Source organism: Streptomyces europaeiscabiei (genome assembly GCF_001550375.1).
GTDB lineage: Bacteria > Actinomycetota > Actinomycetes > Streptomycetales > Streptomycetaceae > Streptomyces > Streptomyces europaeiscabiei.
In genome coordinates this window covers 61,686-81,418 of the sequence record NZ_LRTR01000829.1, presented here as the reverse complement: position 1 = coordinate 81,418, position 19,733 = coordinate 61,686, and the positions used below count along the sequence as shown (strand labels likewise).

The window sequence follows — 19,733 nt, the reverse complement described above, 5'->3', positions numbered from 1 at the left end:
CCGACATCATCGCCGTCACCCTGCAACACCCCGGCGGCGGTGGAAGGCCCTGCGGAGACGCGCATGTTTGCTTCCGGGTGCCGCGCACGGCGTCTGCGGTAGTGCAGCAGCACCGGGCCTTCGACGCGGCCGTCAGCCGGGCGTGCCGCCGGACAGCCCACTTGTCTGGGACGCATGTGGTCCCGCCGACCACTCATGCTGGGCGCCACGGCCTCGAAGCCCGCGTCGCCGCAGGGGATTGTGTCGTTGGGGATCGATGGGGACCACGGTGGTGATTGGTCCACATCCTCGGGCAGGAGGTGGAAGTTGACCCAGTGCGGCTCGACGAACCTCGTGACGTCTTGAGCTCGCACCACGGCGCCGAACGTGGCCGGCCTGGTCCCCCGACCAGAAGGCCCTGGCCACAGCCAGGCCTGGAGCGGGCCGGGGCCGCCCCGGCCGCGGTCCAGGAGAACCCGTCAGCGGCCAGGCCCCTGGCCAAGCTCGACGTGCGGGACGTGGAACGCGAGCCGCAGCTGCGGCCGTGAGGTGAGGTGGCTGGTGTTGACGGCGGGTCCGGTGGAAGGCCCGCCGTCAGTCGGACGGGCAGACGGATGCGTCTGATTCGTCGGGGAGGTAGGCGGCGCGCTCGTCGGAGGTAAGGGGGCGGTTGAAGGTGCGGCAGATCTGCTTGATCGCTTGGGCGGGTTTGACGGAGGTCCCGACGTCCCACAGTCTCGCTGTCCCGTCATAGCCGGCGGCGGCGAGGGTGCGGCGGTCTGGGCTGAAGGCCAGTGCGCTCACTCCCTCGGTGGCGCCGACGAAGCTGGTGCGGGCCTTGCCGGTGGCCGCGTCCCACAGGCGTACGGTTCCGTCGTAGCTTGCGGTGGCGAGGGTGTGCCCGTCAGGATTGAACGCCACACCCGTCACTGCGTAGGTGTGCTTGGTCAGAGTGGCGCGCGATTTGCCGGCGGCCGTATCCCACAGGCGCGCTGTCCCGTCGTCGCTTGCGGTGGCGAGGGTGTGGCCGTCAGGACTAAAGGCCAGTGCGGAGACCGAGTTGTCGTGCCCGGTGAGTCTGGTGCGGGTCTTGCCGGTGGCCACTTCCCAGAGCCTTGCGGTGGAATCCGCGCTACCGGTGGCGAGGGTGCGGCCGTCCGGACTGAATGCCACCGCGCTAACCGACTCGTTGTGCCCGGTCAGTTCGGTGCGGGTTTCGCCAGTGGCTGTGTCCCACAGGCGTGCTGTTTTCCCCTCGGCGCTACCGGTGGCCAGGGTGCGGCCGTCTCGGCTGAAGGCCACCGTCCACACCTGTCCATCGTGTCCTTTGAGTGTGTGGCGGGATTTGCCGGTGGCGGGGTCCCACAGGCACACAGTGCCGTCTTCGCTTGCGGTGGCGAGGGTGCGGCCGTCTCGGCTGAAGGCCACCGCGTTCACATCGCCATCGTGTGCTTCGAGTGTGCGGCGGATTTTGCCGGTGGCCGGGTCCCAAAGACGTACGGTGTCGTCGTAGCTTGCAGTGGCGAGGATGTGGCCGTCGGGGCTGAAGGCCATGGACGCCACCGTGTCGGTGTGCTTGGCCAACGTGGTGCGCGTTTCGCTTGTGTCCGCGCTCCACAGCCGTACCGTCTTGTCACGGCCTGCCGTGGCGAGGGATCGGCTGTCCCGACTGAAGGCCAGGGCAACAACTACGTTGGCGTGCCCGGTGAGGGTGGATCGAGGCGAACCGGTTGCTGCGTCCCACAGCCGTACGATGCGATCGCTGGCAGTGGCGAAGGTCTTGCTGTCGGGACTGAAGGTGATGATGAGCGCCGTCTCGTACGTGAGCGTGGTGTGAGACTTGCCGGTGACAGCGTGCCTCAAGCGAGTGTCGTAGCCGTCGGTGGTAGCGAGGGTGTGGCCGTCGGGGCTGTAGGCGACTGACGTCACCGGCTGCGTGTGTTCTTTGAGTGTGGTGCGGGTTTTGTGGGTGGCCGGGTCCCAGAGGCGTACTGTCTTGTCGGCGCTACCGGTGGCGAGGGTGTGGCCGTCGGGGCTGTAGGCGACTGATGTCACCTGGTCCGTGTGTCCCTTGAGTGTGGTGCGGGTTTTGCCGGTGGCCGGGTCCCAGAGGCGTACTGTCTTGTCGGCGCTACCGGTGGCGAGCGTGTGGCCGTCGGGGCTGTAGGCGACTGATGTCACCTGGTCCGTGTGTCCCTTGAGTGTGGTGCGGGTTTTGCCGGTGGCCGGGTCCCAGAGGCGTACTGTCTTGTCGGCGCTACCGGTGGCGAGCGTGTGGCCGTCGGGGCTGTAGGCGACTGATGTCACCTGGTCCGTGTGTCCCTTGAGTGTGGTGCGGGTTTTGCCGGTGGCCGGGTCCCAGAGGCGTACTGTCTTGTCGGCGCTACCAGTGGCGAGCGTGTGGCCGTCGGGGCTGAACGCCACTGCACGCACCTCGTCGGTGTGTCCGGACAAGCGGCGATGCACAGGCAGGGCGGCAGCGCTTCGCAGACTCTCGACGGCCTCGGTCGTGTGGCTGCTGCGGTACGCCTTGACGGCCAGCAGCGAGGCGAGTTCGGGATTCGTGCCGATGAGTTCGTTTGACTGCTCGGCAAGCTGCCGCGACAACGCCGCCTCCCGCGCATCGATCACCGTTCTCCACTGCCAGATCGCACCCCCCGCCGCCATCAGCGCAAGAGCCAGCAGCCCTCCAAGGATCACATTGAGCCGCCTGCTGCGGCGGATGGAGGCCCGTTGGCGCTGCCTGCTGGCGTCGAGGTACGCCGTGATCTCGGCCGGCAGCCGGCGTCGCCGCGACCATTCGAGGCCCTCGGCCAGCGCTGTCCCGCCCAGCAGGTCCCCCGGGTCCTTCTCCGCTGCCCAGTGGGCCTGCCTCTCGCGGGTGTGCTCGAGCCATTCCTGGAAACGGTGGTCCTGATCGACCCATGCCCGCAGCGCGCCCCAGTCTCGGATCAGGGCCTCGTGGATCAGTTCGGCCACCGGTTCCCCTGAAGGAGCGCCGGGGCGCTGCGGTGCCCGGAGTGTCTGGGTGGTGATGATGCGATGGCGCGTTAGGGCGGCGATGACTTCGTCGACGGCCGTCTTCTCGCCGTCGGGTGTGTCGCCCGGGTCGGCCGCCAGCTCGCGCAGCTCGCCAAGGGGGACTTGCGTGCGGACGGCCGTGATGTTGTGGCTGGGGTCAGCGGGATGCACCAGCGAGGTCAGCGCGCGCTGGGCGATGGCCCGTTGCTCGGGGGACAGATCGCTCAGGGCGCTGTCGCACCACGTGGTCACGCTTCCGCTGACCGCTCCGATGCGGCGGTACGCCTCGTGGGTGAGGTAGCCGTCCTGCCGCCGGAGCCACAGCTGGCTGAGCGTCATCTCCAGCAGGGGCAGCACGGTGACGGGTGCCTCGCGGGTGATCGCCGCCTCGGGCGTGGTGGCCAGGACGTCGGTGATGATCTGCTCCGGCAGCCCCGGCTGGAAACGGAGCCCCACGTCCAGGGCGGGCAAGGTGATGATGTCGTGCAGGTCCTGCCGGCTCAGGGTACCCGGCACATTGAGGAGTCCGGGCATCGCGGCCTCCAGCAACCCGGGCTCCTTGGCCGCCAGTTGAGGGTAGAAGTCGTCGCGCATGACCAGGATCACGCTGAGCTGGGCATGGGAGCCGACCGCCGTGGTGATCTGGTCGGCGACGGTCAGCTGGAGCCCTTGCGGGCCATTGCCCGGCTGGGTGAACAGCTCTTCGAACTGGTCGATGATCACCAGGATGCGCTCACCACCGGGCTCGGCCGCGAGCCTCCGGCCGACCGCCGCCGCGATCCCGTCCTCGGCCGCCCCGGGCAGCCCGGCTCGCTCGATCTCCGCGAGCATGTCCTGCCTCGGCCGGGTGAGCACGGGCAACCACCGGTCACTGCCCGGCAGTTCCCCCGCGGCCAGCGCCCGCAGTACACCCGCCTGAAGCAACGACGACTTGCCCGACCCCGACGGCCCGAGCAACAGGGTCAGCCGCCGCTGCTGGGCGAGGTTCGTCACGACCTGCCGTACCGCCTCCTGACGGCCCTGGAACCACCGCGCATGCTCCACCGTGAACGGCTCCAGCCCCCGGTAGGGGCACACCTCCCGCTCGGCCAGCCCCGGGAGGATCTCCCGCAGCACCTGCGTCGGAGTGACGTACGCGATGCCCTGTCCTCGTTCGTACTCGTCGGGGGCGGTGATCTCGGTGAGCATGCCGATGACCAGGCCGGTCACCTCGTCGAGGACGAGTCCGCCGCTGAACCCGGTGGTGAGGTCGTTGGCGGCGGTCAGCTGAAGATGCGCACCCCTGCCGTCCGAGCTCGGCAGTAGATCACCAGTCACGCCGAAGCCGAAGTGTCCCTCCGGAGGAGCCTGGGCGGGGAATCCGAACGAGCGCACCTGGTGACCCCGGCACCCCTCTGCGGAGCCGAGCGGCAGCGTCCGCAGACCTGCCGACGGGGTGCTCAGCCGGATGAAGGCCACGTCCTCGCGTTCGGCGGCACGCCACAGCTCGGCCGGAACGTGCCCCTCCACCCGGACCGCGCCGTCCACGTGGGGGAAAGCCAACAAGACCGTCCGACCGGGCCCGGCCCCGGCCGCCGCGACGACATGCGCACAGGTGACCACGAATCCCGCCCCGGCCACGGCCCCGTCGGGCCCGAGGACCTGCGCCACGGCAGGGAGCAGGTCCGCCGCCAAGCCGTCGCCCGGCTCCTTCTCCGCGCCGGTCACCGGGATCAGCCCGTACTCTCGCCCACGTGCGGGTGGCCGGCGCCGTCACTCTTCCACGCCATGGTCACCTTCAGGTGGCAACTGGCCTGACTCTTGGTGATCACGGCTCCGGCCTCCATCGCGAGGTCGACGCCGAACTCGACGGTGATCTCGTCCGGCCGGGCCTTGCGTAACTGGTCAAGTGTGGCGCGGGCGGCCTCGGTGACTGGTTCCAGTGCCCCTTGCAGAGTTCCCGGCAGCTCGCGCACGGCATCGCCGACGCGGCCGGCCTTCACGGGCCCGTCCCCCACGGCCGACTGCTCGACCAGCAGGTAGCCCCCGTCGTCCAGCGCGATCCGGGTCAGAGGTGCCAAAACGCCTCCTCCGCTTCTCGCGTGTGCTCTCCAGGGACACCCAGCATCCGCAAGGACCGGCAGGTATCGCATCTTCGAGTGGGCCGTACGTGTGACGTGCTGTTTCGGCGGGTGGTGCCGCCAACGGAGGTGATACGTCCGCAGGGTGGTGGCCGGCGGCGGGCCGGTGACCGCGAGGCGCTGGCCGCGATCATCTTCGTGGCCACCTCGGGCTGCACTTGGCGGCAGCTCCCACCGGTGTTCGGTCCGAGCTGGCAGACGGTCTACCGACGGTTTGCTCAGTGGAGCCGGGCCCGCGTCTGGGCAAGGCTCCACCGCGTCGTCCTGGACGAACTCGGCGCCCGCGGCGAGCTCGACTGGCACGGTGCGCGATCGACTCCGTCAGCCTCCGGGCAGCAAAAGAGGGCCACTGACCGGACCGAATCCGACCGACCGCGGCAAGCTGGGATCGAAAATTCACCTGATCACGGACCGGAACGGACTCCCACTGTCGCTGGGCATCTCGGCTGCCAACATGCACGACAGCCAGGGCCTTCAGCCGCTCGTGCGTGGCATCCCGCCCATTCGTTCTCCCCGCGGACCCCGTCGCCGCCGCCCGGCAAAGCTGCACGCCGACAAGGGCTACGACTATGACCACCTGCGCCGATGGCTCCGCAAGCGGGGCATCCGCCACCGCATAGCCAGCAAAGGGGTCGAGTCCTCGCAGCGGCTCGGCCGCCACCGATGGGTTGTTGAGAGGACCGCGTCCTGGCTCGCCGGCTGCCGTCGGCTCCACCGCCGCTACGAACGCAAGGCAGAACACTTCCTCGCCTTCGCCGGCATAGCCGCAGCCCTCATCTGCCACCGCCGACTCGTCCGTGCGGACAAGCAGGACCAGTCAGCGTGAAGCTCCGACACTGCTGACCCAGACAGCGAAGGGCAAGATCTCCGGCTCGGTCTCGGTCTTCCCCGAGAGGCACTGCACGTCGTCCAGGTCCGACCAGGCGATGAAGCCCGGCTCGCTGTCGGCCAGAAATCCCTCGGCGACCGGACCGAGGTCGTCGGAAGCCACATAGGTACCGCTGAACGGCAACGCATCCGGGGGCACAGAACCGGTCGAGCACCGAAGCTGTCCTGCCTGCTTGTCGTGCCACACATAGAACGTCGCCACCCCGGAGAAGCGCAGATCGCGAATGCGTTTCCGGATGGCAGCAGCAGTCCGCTCGAAGGCCGCCACCACCTCGGCGACGGACAACGAACTCCTGTCCTCGTCAGCCGCACCCAGCGACCAGGTGTTGGTCTCCCACTCCACCCGCCGGTCAGCCGGCTCCAGCACCAGAGGCTCGTCCGCCACCTCAGCAATCCACGTCAACAGCACCACAGCAGTATCCCTGCACAGCTCGAGCTGTTTCCCGGCCTGCCCCGGCAGAAGTGGAAACGCCGTTCCTGCGGCGAGGGAGCCCATGGCCGGCGGATCTACGACTGGGCCCGCGTCGAGGTGAGGCCCTGGCACCGCGAGGACCGCCGACACTGGGTTCTCGCCCGCCGCAGCGTCAGCCGGCCCGAGGAGATCTCCTACTACATCGCCTACTGCCCCGCCCAGACCACGCTGGACGAGCTGATCCGCATCGCAGGCAGCCGCTGGGCTGTCGAGGAATGTTTCCAGACCGCGAAGCAGGAATGCGGCCTGGACGACTACCAGGTCCGCCGCTATCCCGGCTGGCACCGCCACATGACTCTGGCCATGGCCGCCCACGCCTGCCTCACCGTCCTGCGGGCCCGAGAGCTGGACACGGACAAAGCAGAAACGGATCCTCCCAGCTCATCCACCTCAGCCTCGCCGAGATCAGACGCCTGATCACCCGCCTCACCGGCCGCCGCCCTACCCCGGTCGACGACATCCTGCACTGGTCACACTGGCGACGACGACGCCAGTATCAAGCCCGCATCAGCCACTACAAACGACGCGGACACAGCCCATGACAACTGTCCAGCAATCAGAACAAGCACCGTTGCAGTACTAGGGTCGGTGCTCATTGACCTCACGTACATGAGTTCTGGATCTTGGCACCGTTCTCGGCAGGGGTCCCACCCCCCAGCACGGCCTGATTCCGTGTCCCCGGAAGGCAGGTATCGGATCGGCGAAAGCCACCTTGGTTCCGGTGACGGCGGACGAGTGGATCAACCGCGTCGTCGCCGGCCCGAACGGCGATGGCGACTTCCACGACGGGGTCCGCCTGATCCATGGACACTGGCTACTCCTACGGCTCCGACGGACGTGAACTCCTTGCTCTCAGTGATTGCGCCGGCCTCGACGACGGCGCCGGCGCGGTCGGTGGGGTGCACCACATAGTTCGGTCCGGAACTCCCGGCCCGCGTAGAGAAATTTCGATGCAAAGCGTGGACAGTTGCCTGGTATTGCTCGAACTCCCGTGATCTGTCAGGGTTCGAGGTCGACCGCTCCTTTGCCGCTCGCGATGTCGAACGGCACCGAGACCTGGTCGTGCGTGATCAGCCAGGTCCCGTCGATCTTCCGGAAGCAGTACGTGACCCTGACCCACATACCGCTCATCGCCGTCCCGTCCTTCAGCGTGCCGCTGAGACGAGCAAAGGCGTGCCCGAAGGCCACGTCATCACCCACGGTGAGGGTCAGCTCGCGAACGTCGTAGGTCACGCTCTCGAAGAACGCGAACACGGGCGCCCAGTTCTTGAGTTTCGCCTCCATCCCCACACTCTGGAGCGGCGGCTCGATGTCGAAGGACACGATGTCCGTTGCGTACAGCGTCTTCAGGCCCCCGGGATCCTTGGCCTGGAGTCCCTGGGCGATCATGTCGACTTGCCGGCGGATCTCGGCTTCGTCCATCTCGCGTTGCGTAGGCATCGCGACCTCACGTTCCCTTTCGTGGTGAAACCTTGGCTTCTCACACGCTCCGCGCTGCGGATTGCGCTCCACCTATCAGCGCAGAATTTCGGCCCGCACCCTCTCTTTCGGCGTTGCGATGTCCCAGTAGCGAACGGTGCCCCGCGCTTCACGGAAGTCGCCCGTACCGCCGGTGATCGCCATGTCGAGCAAGCTCGTTCCGCTCCCCCAGAGCGACTGCATCGTCAGAGAGCCGCGCTTAAGTTCCATCGTGATCAGGCACTGGGTCGTGAGTTCGTCGCCCTTGATGTGGATGACCTGGCACGACCCGCCCCCGTGTCCGACACTGCGGCCGTCCTTTATCGCGGTGCCGGAGTAGACGTACGTATCACCCAGGCTCGGCCCTTTCGGGTCGAGATCGGTATACGCGTACTGATCGTTCTGAACCTTGAGTTCGAGGACCTCGACTTGTCGCCTTTCCGGGGTATCGGCGTCTGCGCTATTTACGGAAAAGACGCCGACCAAAGCGGTAACCAGCGAAATGGAGAAGAGTTTTGTGAGCGACGCTCGTGTGTTGTTGTTCGTCCGTTCCCTGTCATGCACGCCGACGGATCCCAGTCTTCTGGTGACCATGATGGAAACCTCCTCATTTGCTCAAGCAGTTTCTGCTCCTGGTGGGCGTTGCCGGTTAGCGGGCGCCGGAGGGGCGACCTCGTGGCCGGCCCTGGAGCACCCGGTAGGTACGCCGACGAGCTGAGCGCCAACGTCTCGCTGGGCGATGTGTTCGTCTCAGCGGTTCGACAACACAGCCCCGCGGAATGTGAGGCTGGTGCGTCGCCTCACATTCCGCGGGGCTGTGTTGTCGAACCGGTAAGGGTAGATACGACGAAGGGAGCCTTCGGCACCATGAGCACCCGATCCGAGCCAGGACACGGCCTGCCCGATCCGCGCCTGGACGCGCTCATGAGCGAGCGGCGCCAACTGATCAATCGCGCGTACCGGCTTCTGGGCTCCCTGGCCGAGGCCGAGGACGCCGTCCAGGAGACCTACACCCGCTGGTACGCCATGTCTCGGCAGCAGCAGGACGCCGTCGAGAACCCCGGCGCCTGGCTGACGACAGTCGCCGGTCGCATCTGCCTCAACCTGCTCGGCTCGGCACGGGCTAGGCGAGAGACCTACGTGGGCGAATGGATCCCAGAGCCACTGCCCGAGAATTCGGAGTGGATCTTTGGGCCGGCGGACGGTGCGGCGGCCGATCCGGCCGACCGGGTCACCCTGGACGAGTCGGTCAATCTGGCCTTCTTGGTCGTGCTCGAATCGATGACCCCGGCCGAACGCGTCGCTTTCATCCTGCACGACGTCTTCTGCCACTCGTTTGCCGAAGTGGCCGAGATCGTCGGCCGTACCCCGGCGGCATGCCGCCAGTTGGCCTCCTCGGCCCGCCGCCGCATCCGGGCCGCGCAGTCTCCCACGACTTCGGCAGCCCAACGCGCCGCCGTCGTCAGGGACTTCAAGCAAGCCTGGGAGGCCAAGGACATCGACGCCCTGATCGGCCTGCTCGACCCCGATGCTACGGCGATCGCCGACGGCGGTGGCCTTGCCATCACCTTCCCACGCCCCATCGAAGGCGCCGAGCAGATCGCGCACGTCTGGCGAGAGATCGCCCGTCGCAAGCCCGACACCATGACGTTCCTGGAACGGACGGTCAATGGTCAGCCCGGTCTGGTGGCCCAGCAGGACGGCGTCATCGTGTCGGTGTACGCGTTCGAGGTCGCGGACGACCGGATCAAGCACATCTGGGTCGTACGCAACCCCGAGAAGCTCCATCGCTGGACGACGGGTTGAGGCGTGTTTACCTACCGTCCGGTCCGCTCACAGCCGCCGCCCAGCAGCGGAACACCTTCAAGGCCAGGGGCGACCTCGCGATGGGCGGCGCCGTAGGAGCGGAGCTTGTCCGTGACGACCACCCTCGGCACCGCGCTCGTCTTCTTCATCAGACGGCGCAGGAAGCGCCGGGCCGCGGCCTTGTCCCGGCGGTTCTGCACGAGGATGTCCAGGACGTTGCCGTCCTGGTCGACGGCCCGCCACAGGTACTTCCGCTCACCGTTGATCTTGATGAAGACCTCGTCCAGATGCCACTTGCCCCCAGGCCGGGGCCGGCGGCGGCGCAGCGAATGGGCGTACTGCTGCCCGAATTTCATGCACCAGCGGCGGATGGTCTCGTAGGAGACGCTCACCCCGCGCTCGAGCGTCAACTCCTCGACCTCACGGAAGCTGAGCGGGAAGCGGAAGTACAGCCACACGCAGTGGGAGATCACCTCGACCGGGTACCGGTGACCCGTGTACGACAGCGACGCGCTCCCCACGAACGATCCCCCTCCACCATGATCAACCCGGCGATCGTCTCACCCGCCCAGCCCACGTGACAGCGCCCGCTCGAACTCAACCGCCGCGGGAACGCTTGACCACATCAATCGCGGGTCAGGGCGTAAGGAAATCCGTGGACGGGCCCGCGGTAGATCACTTAGTGTGTGGCTCCACGCCCTGAGATGGCTGGAAGGAGGCGAGTGCCGTGCGGTTCACACCTTTCCAGCGCTCCCTCTTTCCGCTGTCCCGGCGTGGTTCGTGAGTTCTGACCGGGAGCGCTCCAAGCAGCCTGTATCCCGGAGGAATCCATGACCGATCCGGTCATCCGCGCGCTCTCCGCGAGCGACGCTCATCTCTTCGACGCACTCCCCGACCCCCTGGGCGCCCGTGAAGGCCATCGGCGTACCCAGTTCCGCCCCGACTGGAAGCGCGTCGCCCTGCGCGACGGCGAGGTCGTCGCACGCGGCGCGTGGTGGGGCGGCCCCGACGACTCGGAGCCCGTCAACATCAACTGGTTCGACGTGGCCGAGGGCGAGGAGGAGGCCGGCGCCGAGCTCCTGCGCTCCGCTCCCTGGCAGGTCGAACTCGAGATCAACCTGCCCGGCGGCTGGCGGGAAAAGACCGACCTGCGCGCCGGCGCCGAGGCGCGCTTCGCCGCCGCACGAGCCGCAGGGTACGAACTCCTGGTGGAACGCTTCCTGTACCGCTGGACCCCGGAGCGAGGTCTGCCCGAGCGGCCCGGACGCCTGCGCTTCAGCGCCGAACCCGACGACACCGTGTTCTTCGACGCGTTGCGCCGCATCCACTCCGTCACCCTGGACGCCCACGCGCTCAGGGCCATCGAAGAGGGCGGCCTCGACCAGGCCGCCCGGGAGGAACTCGACTTCTTCCACTGGTGCCCCTCCCCACGGGAGTGGTGGCAGATCGCGCACACGTCGGAGGGCGACCTGGCCGGCATCCACATCCCCGCCCACAACCCCTCCGGCCCGACCATCGGCTTCATCGGAGTCGTCCCGGAACAGCGCGGTCGCGGCTACGCCTACGACCTCCTCGCGGAGTGCACCCACCTCCTCGTCGAGCAGGGCGCGGAGTTCGTCAGCGGAGCGACGGACCAGGGCAACTTCCCCATGGCCGCGAACTTTGCCAAGGCTGGCTTCCCCGTCATCAGTGAACGCATCAACTTCCACCCGGCGGGCCAAGCGGCCTAGCGAGGAGTAGCACGCGCTGAGGGGTCCGGTCCGAGCGCAGATCCGGACCCCTTGTCAGCGACATTCGGGATCTGCGCTGTGGCCAGCGGCCACCATCTCGCCGTCAGACCACGTACCTCACGGTGATCAACGATGGACGCACCCGTTTCTCGGACCAGCCCCACCAGCAAGATCACGATCTACAGCTGGAGTACTACCGGTAGTTCAAATCCGGCGGGGTTGACGACGGGTCGAGTTGGTCGTAGGCCGGTGATAGGGGCCAACTGCCGTGCTGGGGGCTGAAGATGACCGCTTGCCGTCCGTGTCCGCCTGCGCCGGGGCCGCTGGAGGACTACGCGGCCCAGTTCGACGACCTCTTCTTCAGCCTGGCCCAGCGGCGTGGTTTTCGTGAGTATCTGACGCGGCGCTGCTGGCGCCGCGAGAGCGGAACAAGACGATCACCTGCCTGGCAGGGGCGGAGCCGGTGGCCGGTGCGGGGAAGCCGGGGATACAGCGGCTGCAGTTCTTCCTGTCCGAGTCGCCCTGGGAGGCCGAGCAGATCAACGACCGGCGGCTTGAACTGCTGCGCGAGGAGCCGGCGACGGCTCCGCACGACGGCGGGGTCATCGTGATCGACGACTCCGGGGACCGTAAGGACGGAACCGCGTCCGCGAATGTGGGCCGGCAGTGGCTGGGCCGACTGGGCAAGACCGACAACGGCATCGTCACGGTGACCACGGTGTGAACCGAGGGCCGCGTGTACTACCCGCTGGATCGTGCGCCTCTACGGCCTGCGGCCGTGGATCGAGCAGAGCTACAAGCAGATCAAGGACGAACTGGGCTGGGCCGACTTCCAAGTCCGCTCCGACCGCGCCATCCGCCGCCACCAGACCCTGGTCAACTGCGCCTTCTCCTTCTGCTGGGATCAGTGGTTCACCCCATCCAGGCCCCTGGGCGCCAGCGCGCCGGACCTGTGCTCCGACGAGGGGCCAGAGAGGGGGACCAACCGGACACCACCAGCCCCAACAGCCCTGCTGGCCCAGGGCCTTACGGGCCATCCGTTCCTAGCTCACCCCCGCCATCACCCTCAACCGATGATGGCGAGCCTGGACGGACAAGGACCCACCCTCCGAGCTCCAAACCCTGATCGACGCGGTCACCACCGGACACGACATTGACCTCTACCGCCGAATTTAACGAACTACCGGTAGTACGTCGTATCCCTCGCGAACCCGGACACGAACGGCAGTGTCCCACCGGCGTCCGGCCGGGACAGCACGCTGTCCCGGCCGGACGCCGGTGGGCCCCAAGACCAGCCCCGGAGCCAACCCCCGAAGGACTTTCGGAGCCGACACTTTAGGCTGCGGGCGTGAACTACAGCGAAGTTGAGGCGGACATTCTCCGGCTGATCGTCGAAGCCACCGAGGGCAGTGTTCGTGCCTTCGGAGAGCAGACGGTCACCCGTCTGGTGCGGCCGGAGCTGCTGCGCGGTGCGGCCGACGACGAACTCACCGAAGACGCCCGGGCGGCACTCACCACCGCCTGCGTGGACGTCCTGACGATCAGCGCCGCCGAGCTGCACGACGCGCTTGCGACGATCGATGACGGCATCCTGGTCGATGACGATCTGGACACCGGAGTCCTCACTGCCATCAGCGCGTTGGCGCACTGGAAGAGCTACTTGGAGCAGAACCGGCGCGGCGAGCTCTACGAACTCGCCGTCCGTTCCATCGAGGACGTCGACCACGAGGTGTCCGCCGATCTCGGCCATTTCCTCGCCACGCCGGAGATGGCGGCCGAGTACGAGCGCATCCGCCAGCTGCTGGACCCCGGCGCGAAGTAGGGGCGCCGGACCCACTATGTACGGTCCAGGAATCTAGCCCGTGATCTTCCCGACCCGCAGCACCGAGGCGTCGAACCCGGGATCATCCAGCTCCAGGCCGAGCCTGCATTTCAGGTCCATGCCGTACCGCACCCGATGCGCTGCCGCCCGGTCGGTGAGGTTCTCGGCGAACTGCAACACCGTCACCAGCGCCAGCTGGCCCGGTGACCAGCCCGGCCGCCCTCCGGATCCGAACGCCTCGGCGAACTCGGCGTCCGCGAACAACTCGCCAAGCTCGTCACGGACCCGCATCGCCAACGGATACGGGCCCCATGCCGCCACAGCCCGCGCCACCTGCACGGTTGTAGTACAGGCGCAGGCCCTCGCGGCTCGCGTCGCACAGGATGGCGTGGGCCTTCTGGATCAGCGTCGTGTAGAGCTGCGGCACCGGCGCCTTCACGAGTTCGTCGATGACGGCCTCGTAGTCGATGCCGAGGTCTCCCCAGTCCTTGCCCTGCTTGTCGAGCCAGAGGGTGACGTCGGAGAAGAAGACGGCCTTGCCCGGCCCGTCGGCGGGGTCGCGGGCCAGGCCGGTCGCGAGGTCGAGCGCGGTGCCGGCCTCCTTGCTGACGAGTCTGCGGGGCGATGGCCAGGGCGCACTCTCCCCAGCCGTCTTGGGTCTGCTCCGGCCAGGGCAGCCCCAGCACGAGCCAGCCGTCCGGATGCAGCAGCGGGTTGCTCACCGCGTTCTTCCCCCTCGATGGTGACGTCCATGATCTGTGCCGACGTTTCCGCCCGGTGGTGACAAGGCGGCCGCCGGCCAGCCGTACGCGGCCGGGCCGGATGGAGCCGTGTTTTCTGCCCCGGCCGCCGCGGAGTCAGGGTGGGCCTCTAGCGGCGGCGTCCGAACAGGCGGCGGTTCTTCTTCGCCTCCGCTTCAGCCGCCTCGCGCGCGGATGTCTCTTCCGCCTGGCGGCGCGCGACTCGGTCGGCTTCGGCGCGGTCGGCGGCTTCGTGCGCGCACGGCCCGAACAGGTCGTCTCTCTCACTGCGCCACGAGGACTGCCGGGTCAACTGCCAGCGATCGTCGGTGAACTTGTTCCCGCAGCGCGTGCACACCGGCCGCTGCGCCTCGCGTTCTGCCTGGCGGCGGCGGGCCTCTTCCCACTGCACCGCGTACAGCCGGTCGCCGTCGGGGTTGTCCAGGGCCTCGAGGAGCGTCTGCCATTCATCGCGCCCGAGCCTGCGCCACACCGGGCCCGCGGCGCCGGCCGGGTCGGCGGTGATCCGCTCCAGTTCGGTGACGACCACGGGCACCGCCTGGTGGTAGTCGACGGCCGTGATGCCTGCAGCCTGTCCCGGGTACGGCTCGCCGGCGAAGTAGGCGCGGGCGGTCTGCTCCAGGCGTCGGATCCGGGCTGGCGCGTTGCGCAGCGGTCTTCCCGGTGAACACGAACGCCACCGGCACGTAGCCCTCGTGGCCGGGCGCCAGGTAGATCCGCGACCACAGCCTCAAGGCGTGCACCGCCGCGCCCCGGGCCGTCCGCGCCTTGTCCTTGTCGGCCTTCGGTGCCAGGAGCTCGAACCACAGGTGTAGCGGCGCAGCTTGGCCACCAGGTCGTCGACGGGCTCGTTGACGCGGTCGACCTCCAGGAGCATCGCGGGCACTCCGGCGTCCGGGGCGCGCTTTGTCAGGTCGGCGTACTGGGTGTAGCCGTAGGGGAGCTTGTGGCCGATCTCGGTCTGCCAGGAGAGCGGGGTGCCGAACCCGGCCCCGGTGAGTACGGCGGCGGTCGAGGTGACGGCTGCGGCGTGTTCGTCGTAGCCGTCACCTCGACCGGCTCGCCGTCGGCGTCGTACTCAAGCTTGCGCAGCGCGGAGATCCGTACGTCCTTCGGCAGCAGCTGCTTGGCTTCCTTGTGTCCTCGCTCGGTGAGCACCCACAGCTGATGGCCCCACTCCAGACGCGTCTCCACCCGGACCTTGCCCTGTTCCTTGAGGGCGTTGAGGGTGTCCCTCGTGATCCGGTCGTGTGAGTCGCCGGGGCGCAGCATCCGCCACAGCTGATCGGCGGTAGCCCTCTGGAAGATCCCGAGAGCCTTCAGCACTTCCTTCCTTCGGGTGCGGGTGGGCTTCCATGTCTGGCTCGAAGACTTAGAAGGGTTGTCGAACGCGTCGAGGGACCTTGTCCGTTGGGGCTGACCTGCGGATACGCGTCCGGCGGGCGAAGTGGCCGTGGAGGGGGTGATGGAGGGGGCCGGCTGCGCTTGGTCCAGGTGCCCGCCGGGCGCCTGGTCGTCGGTGGCGCGCGGCTCGTGGGCGGGGTCGGGTGTGAAGTCGGCGGGCACGGTGTCCTCGGTTTCTTCCGGCCTGCTGGCCGGGTCGGCGGTCATCGCCCGTACGCGGATCTGCGCACGGGCCGGTACCACCGTGAGAAAGCACCCCTTGTCCGTCGCCTGACGGTCCCCGACGATCGGTGTCCGTTTCTGCCTCGACTAGGCAGCGGCTGAGCGGTTTGTCCGTGACCGACGTCATGGGCAGCACCCTGCCGAAGCACGGCCTCTGTCCACAGGGCCGGGCCCGCACCGTAGGGCGACCGGCCAGGCGCAGCAGTCACCCGGCCCGCGAACAGCAAGGAGTTCGTCACGGAGACGACGTCGCCGAACGATGCGCCGGCCCGAACCGCAGGAGTGGAGATCGGATGAGTCTTCGCCAACCTGAAGTCACAGGTCAAAGGGCTGGTGTGACTGATTCTCGGGGTGCTCACGCTGGTCGTGGGCGGGAGTGCACGGACGAGATCATCTGACGGAGCCGCGCTTGTCTCTGAAACGGAAGTCAGTCCAGGCGGGTGCTCTGACCGGTGCACCTGGGCTGCGAGGCAGTCCGTCCTGCTGGCCAAGCACGTAACTCACTGGCAGTGCCTGTTCAGCACATGACATTCTGACTCGGTGCTCCTGAATGATCCCGCAAGCAGTGTCGATCTCCGCCCCGTGCGCTATCAGTTCGCCGCGGTCCGGGGTGACTCGTTCGACGACAACTGGCTGGTCATTGCTGGCACAGTGACGACTCCGGAGGGCAGCTGGTCGTTCGTCGATCCGTGTTTGCTCACCCATGAGGCACGCGGGGTGGCCGTGTGGCTGCGCGCGGTGGCTGCGGGGGCGGTGGCCGTAACCGAACCTGATGCCGAAGGCGAGCTGTCACCGGGCGCTTCGTTCATTGAGCCGCTCGTGGCCTTCAGTCTCGCCGGTCGGAGCGAAGGTGGAGCCGCGGTGATTCGCATTCATCTGTCCTTGCAGGCAGCGCCCCCGTGGCAGCAGGGTGACGACCGGGCTGGCATCCACCAGTACGTCGTGGAGGTCAGGATGGACGCTGCGGCGCTGCTTCACGCGGCTGATCAGTGGGACCTCGCTCTGGCTTCCTTCCCGCCCCGCTGATCACCGTTCATGAGCGATAACCCGACGTACATTTACGCAAGATCCACCTCAGCCGGGGCGGCACCAGACACTCCCCGTACCGCTGATTCCTGCTCGCAGTGCCCGGGGAGTCTTCTACGATCCGGTGCATGGATCCCGAGCTGCTGGAACGGATCACCGCGCGGCGCGCGGACCTGGACGAACTCGAGGAACAGCTGGCCAAGGAGCTGGCGGAAATACGGGCGGAGCGGGACGAACTCGCCGTCGCCGAACGTGTCCTTGAGCGGGTGAGCGAGCAGCTCGCCGACGAACGCGCCTCGACCGCGCCAGTTCCTGGGCAGGTGGGCGGCCGAGCGGTGATGCTGATCCCGCACCGCGAGCCGGGCGTGGAGGAGACCATGCTTCCGCCGGACTACCAGCGCATCCTCGCCGCCGCGCGACAGGCCGCCGGACCGGTCATGACTCGGCAGGTCGGCGAGATGCTGGGAGTGGACGTCAGTGTGCGGTCCAAGCTGGAACCGCTGCGGGGGAAGCTGGTCAGACTGACCGCGGCTGGCTGCGGAAACTACCCGACGGCCGGTTCACCACCCGCCTATGAGCAGTGACGCAGCCGCCTGGGTGGCTCTGCTCCACGAGAACGGATTCTGACAGCGCCAGTGCGGGGGCGTAGCTGCCGTGGGTGTTCGGTGACCGGGGATGCCAGGCGTCTAAGGTCGCGTCCATGACGAGGACCACGCCCCCGCGCCCTCTCGATGTCGAGGCGCTCTTCCCGGAACTGGCGGCCTTCCGGGGGACGACAACTCGGCTCCATCCGCGGCCGGGCAGACCAGACCATTCGGCCAGTTCCGTGGGCGGTCCTATGCTGTGGCCGGCGGACGAGCCGTGGCCGGTGTGCGGCGAGGCCCACAGCCGTGGGCGTGGTCGACGCCCGGCCGACATCCACCGCTATCGGCAGGTTCTGGCTTCCGCGTGGGCCCGCGAGCAGGCTCCCGGCCCGACGGACGAGGAACGGGAGCTCCTGGGCGAGCTGCACCAGGAGCACCGGATCCCCGGGGCATCCGAGATCGACCCGCTGCCGATGATCGGCCTCGCGCAGCTGTACAGGCGGGATGTACCCGACCTGCCGGCTGGGCCGGGCGACTGCGATCTACTTCAAGTGTTCTGGTGCCCCTTCAACGCGCACGGCCCGGGCCGGTATGACCTGGAGCTGCACCTGCGCTGGCGGCGGTCGTGGGAGGTCGGCGAGGTGCTGACCGCGCCGCCGCAGCCGCTGGTCGTCGGGTCCGACGGCTTCGTGCCCGAGCCCTGTGTGCTGCACCCGGAGCAGGTGGTCACCTACCCGTTTGCCGGCCTTCTGCCGGAAGAACTGTGCGCCCGGATCGACGCCTGGGAGGAAGCCCTTGACGAGGAAGCCGAACAGTCGGCGGACGAAAGCACGACAGAGCTGCTCGGCTACCAGTACGACCTGTCCATCCCGCCCGGCTGGCACGTGGGCGGCTTCGCTTCCTGGCACTCGACCGACCCGTATCCCATGGATTGTCTGACCTGCACGGCACCGATGCACCTGCTGCTGACCATCGACAGCTCGGAATGGGACGGCGGCAGCGGCAGCTGGAAACCGCTGGAGGACCAGAACCAGCCCACTCACCGCTGCGCCACGCCCACGGAGATCACTGTGGGCCGCTGGGGTGAGCTCAACGTATTCGCCTGTCCCAACGAGCCCGGGCATCCGCACCGCTGGAGCATCCAGTAGCTTGTCGTGCCCCTGGGGAAGCGCGGCAAGCGTAACCGCGGCGCCTCCGGCGGCCGTTGGAATTGTGTGACGAATACCAAAGAGCGCGCCGAGGACACCTGCCCGGTTGTCTACCAGTGCCGTCTGCCGCTGTCCACGCGTACCGTCAACCATCTCGCCGATCTGCTCAGGCGCCATCTGAAGGCGATTCGGTCCCGATGGCGGATCCTGCAGCCGGGGAAGATCGCGGTGATCGTCCTGGCCGTACTGCGACACGACCAGCGCCTGGCCGACATGGCTGGCGGCAACGACGTGTCCGAGTCCACCGTCCGCCGCTGGCGGGACGAGCTGATCAGGCTGCTCGCCGCCCAGGCACCGCGTCTGGACCGTGCCCTGAGGAAGGTCGCCAAGCAAGGCGAAGAGGTGGTCCTCATCGACGGCACCCTCATCTCCACCCAGCGCCGCACCGGCAAAGCCAACAGGCGGAACTACTCCGGTAAAAACCACCATCACGGCCTGCACTTCCTCGCCCTGACAGACGAGAAGGGCCGCCTGATCTGGATATCCGCCGCCCGGCCCGGCCGCACTCACGACATCACCGCCGCCCGCCACGACCACATCCTGGCCCACCTGCGCGCCGCCGGCCTCGGAGCGCTGGCGGACCTCGGCTTCCGCGGCCTGGACAACGACGCACGCGACCCCGTGATCATCACCGGCTTCCACGCCAGCCGCACCCACAAGCTCACACCCGGCCAGAAGACCGCCAACCGCGTCCTCGCCGTCGGACGTGCACCCGTCGAGCACGGCTTCGCCCACCTCAAGAACTGGCGGACCCTCACCAAGCTCCGCACCGACCCCGCCCATGCGACACGCCTCCTGCGCGCCTTGCTCGTTCTGACGAACCTCGAAGTCAACCGCTGACAGACGATCTGCTCCGCAGACAGCCGCCGACGACCAGCGTGAGCACCCCGAGAACCGGTCACACCAGCCCTTTGACCTGCGAATTCAAGTTGACGGAGGCTCATAGCGCACAATCTCGCCCCGCTGGCGGACCAGCCGTGACGGCGGCGGAGAAGGCCCCGGAGTGCGAGCACGGCATGCACCTGCTCTGGCCCCGGCGTGATCCGGCGGGAGGGCGCGCCCTCGTGGGAGGCACCGCTGATGACGCTGCGCTGCGACTGCTGGTGCCACGGCTGGACCCCTCGACCCAGGCGAGCCCCCCGATCCTGACCGATCGGGAACGAACATCCGCCCATCCCTGCACCCCATGAACTCTGGTGCGGGCGGGGCCAGGCCCGGGAACATACGTCCAG

15 protein-coding genes and 6 pseudogenes are annotated in these 19,733 nt (G+C 68.0%); 11 read left to right on the top strand and 10 right to left on the bottom strand.

Annotated features, from left to right (window positions below):
- Positions 1-363 precede the first annotated feature (363 nt).
- Positions 364-527, top strand: a pseudogene (locus tag AWZ10_RS51090) (aminopeptidase); the annotation flags it as partial.
- A 46-nt stretch (positions 528-573) separates the two neighbouring features.
- On the opposite strand, the gene AWZ10_RS41620 reads toward AWZ10_RS51090, so the two are convergent.
- Both AWZ10_RS41620 and AWZ10_RS41615 read right to left on the bottom strand, forming a co-directional pair.
- Complete coding sequence (locus tag AWZ10_RS41620) at positions 574-4,707, bottom strand: nSTAND1 domain-containing NTPase (protein WP_060893683.1); 4,134 nt, start codon at positions 4,705-4,707, stop codon at positions 574-576.
- A 5-nt stretch (positions 4,708-4,712) separates the two neighbouring features.
- Positions 4,713-5,060 (bottom strand): CU044_2847 family protein, encoded by a 348-nt coding sequence (locus tag AWZ10_RS41615; protein WP_046703198.1) that lies wholly within the window; start codon positions 5,058-5,060, stop codon positions 4,713-4,715.
- Between the two features lie 78 nt (positions 5,061-5,138).
- Between AWZ10_RS41615 and AWZ10_RS51085 the strand changes: the two are divergent.
- A pseudogene (locus AWZ10_RS51085) lies at positions 5,139-5,946 on the top strand (IS5 family transposase).
- On the opposite strand, the gene AWZ10_RS41610 reads toward AWZ10_RS51085, so the two are convergent.
- The gene (locus AWZ10_RS41610) at positions 5,938-6,420 is read right to left on the bottom strand and encodes a hypothetical protein (RefSeq protein WP_244172729.1); all 483 of its coding nucleotides are present in this window, start codon (positions 6,418-6,420) and stop codon (positions 5,938-5,940) included. The pseudogene AWZ10_RS51085 and the gene AWZ10_RS41610 overlap by 9 nt on opposite strands.
- Positions 6,421-6,441: 21 nt before the next feature.
- On the opposite strand from AWZ10_RS41610, the pseudogene AWZ10_RS41605 reads away from it, so the two are divergent.
- Positions 6,442-6,897, top strand: a pseudogene (locus tag AWZ10_RS41605) (IS701 family transposase); the annotation flags it as partial.
- Positions 6,898-7,479: 582 nt separating this feature from the next.
- Here the strand turns inward: AWZ10_RS41605 and AWZ10_RS41600 are convergent.
- Complete coding sequence (locus AWZ10_RS41600; RefSeq protein WP_060893682.1) at positions 7,480-7,920, bottom strand: YybH family protein; 441 nt, start codon at positions 7,918-7,920, stop codon at positions 7,480-7,482.
- 75 nt (positions 7,921-7,995) lie between these two features.
- Positions 7,996-8,532, bottom strand: coding sequence for an allene oxide cyclase barrel-like domain-containing protein (locus tag AWZ10_RS41595; protein ID WP_199845821.1), 537 nt, complete (start codon positions 8,530-8,532; stop codon positions 7,996-7,998).
- A gap of 273 nt (positions 8,533-8,805) precedes the next feature.
- Between AWZ10_RS41595 and sigJ the strand changes: the two genes are divergently transcribed.
- A complete protein-coding gene (gene sigJ / locus AWZ10_RS41590; RefSeq protein WP_060893681.1) occupies positions 8,806-9,744 on the top strand; it encodes an RNA polymerase sigma factor SigJ in 939 nt (312 codons plus the stop codon).
- Between the two features lie 56 nt (positions 9,745-9,800).
- Here the strand turns inward: sigJ and AWZ10_RS41585 are convergent.
- Positions 9,801-10,265, bottom strand: a pseudogene (locus AWZ10_RS41585) (IS6 family transposase); the annotation flags it as partial.
- A gap of 309 nt (positions 10,266-10,574) precedes the next feature.
- Here AWZ10_RS41585 and AWZ10_RS41580 point away from each other — a divergent pair.
- From AWZ10_RS41580 to AWZ10_RS41570, 3 genes and pseudogenes are all read left to right on the top strand, one after another.
- Positions 10,575-11,474, top strand: coding sequence for a GNAT family N-acetyltransferase (locus AWZ10_RS41580; RefSeq protein ID WP_046703194.1), 900 nt, complete (start codon positions 10,575-10,577; stop codon positions 11,472-11,474).
- Positions 11,475-11,758: 284 nt separating this feature from the next.
- Positions 11,759-12,631 (top strand): annotated as a pseudogene (locus tag AWZ10_RS56100) (IS701 family transposase).
- 191 nt (positions 12,632-12,822) lie between these two features.
- Complete coding sequence (locus AWZ10_RS41570; protein ID WP_060893680.1) at positions 12,823-13,296, top strand: hypothetical protein; 474 nt, start codon at positions 12,823-12,825, stop codon at positions 13,294-13,296.
- 57 nt (positions 13,297-13,353) lie between these two features.
- Here AWZ10_RS41570 and AWZ10_RS41565 read toward each other — a convergent pair.
- The 4 genes and pseudogenes from AWZ10_RS41565 to AWZ10_RS54675 all read right to left on the bottom strand — a co-directional run.
- Positions 13,354-13,635, bottom strand: a pseudogene (locus tag AWZ10_RS41565) (transposase); the annotation flags it as partial.
- Positions 13,574-13,735 carry a hypothetical protein gene (locus AWZ10_RS52670; RefSeq protein WP_162948226.1) on the bottom strand — a complete coding sequence of 54 codons (162 nt, stop codon included), beginning with the start codon at positions 13,733-13,735 and terminating at the stop codon, positions 13,574-13,576. The gene AWZ10_RS52670 and the pseudogene AWZ10_RS41565, both read right to left, overlap by 62 nt.
- A 431-nt stretch (positions 13,736-14,166) precedes the next feature.
- Positions 14,167-14,592, bottom strand: coding sequence for a hypothetical protein (locus AWZ10_RS54680; protein ID WP_244172728.1), 426 nt, complete (start codon positions 14,590-14,592; stop codon positions 14,167-14,169).
- A 374-nt stretch (positions 14,593-14,966) separates the two neighbouring features.
- Positions 14,967-15,704, bottom strand: coding sequence for a hypothetical protein (locus AWZ10_RS54675; protein WP_244172727.1), 738 nt, complete (start codon positions 15,702-15,704; stop codon positions 14,967-14,969).
- 519 nt (positions 15,705-16,223) lie between these two features.
- Between AWZ10_RS54675 and AWZ10_RS41555 the strand changes: the two genes are divergently transcribed.
- The 4 genes from AWZ10_RS41555 to AWZ10_RS41540 all read left to right on the top strand — a co-directional run bounded on the left by AWZ10_RS41555 (position 16,224) and on the right by AWZ10_RS41540 (position 19,341).
- Positions 16,224-16,709, top strand: coding sequence for a WapI family immunity protein (locus AWZ10_RS41555; protein ID WP_060893678.1), 486 nt, complete (start codon positions 16,224-16,226; stop codon positions 16,707-16,709).
- Between the two features lie 128 nt (positions 16,710-16,837).
- Positions 16,838-17,293 carry a hypothetical protein gene (locus AWZ10_RS41550; protein WP_240439442.1) on the top strand — a complete coding sequence of 152 codons (456 nt, stop codon included), beginning with the start codon at positions 16,838-16,840 and terminating at the stop codon, positions 17,291-17,293.
- Positions 17,294-17,409: 116 nt separating this feature from the next.
- Positions 17,410-18,441 carry a hypothetical protein gene (locus tag AWZ10_RS41545; RefSeq protein ID WP_060893677.1) on the top strand — a complete coding sequence of 344 codons (1,032 nt, stop codon included), beginning with the start codon at positions 17,410-17,412 and terminating at the stop codon, positions 18,439-18,441.
- A 66-nt stretch (positions 18,442-18,507) separates the two neighbouring features.
- Entirely contained in the window at positions 18,508-19,341 is an 834-nt protein-coding gene (locus tag AWZ10_RS41540) for an IS5/IS1182 family transposase (protein ID WP_060893676.1), read from the top strand.
- Positions 19,342-19,733: the final 392 nt, after the last annotated feature.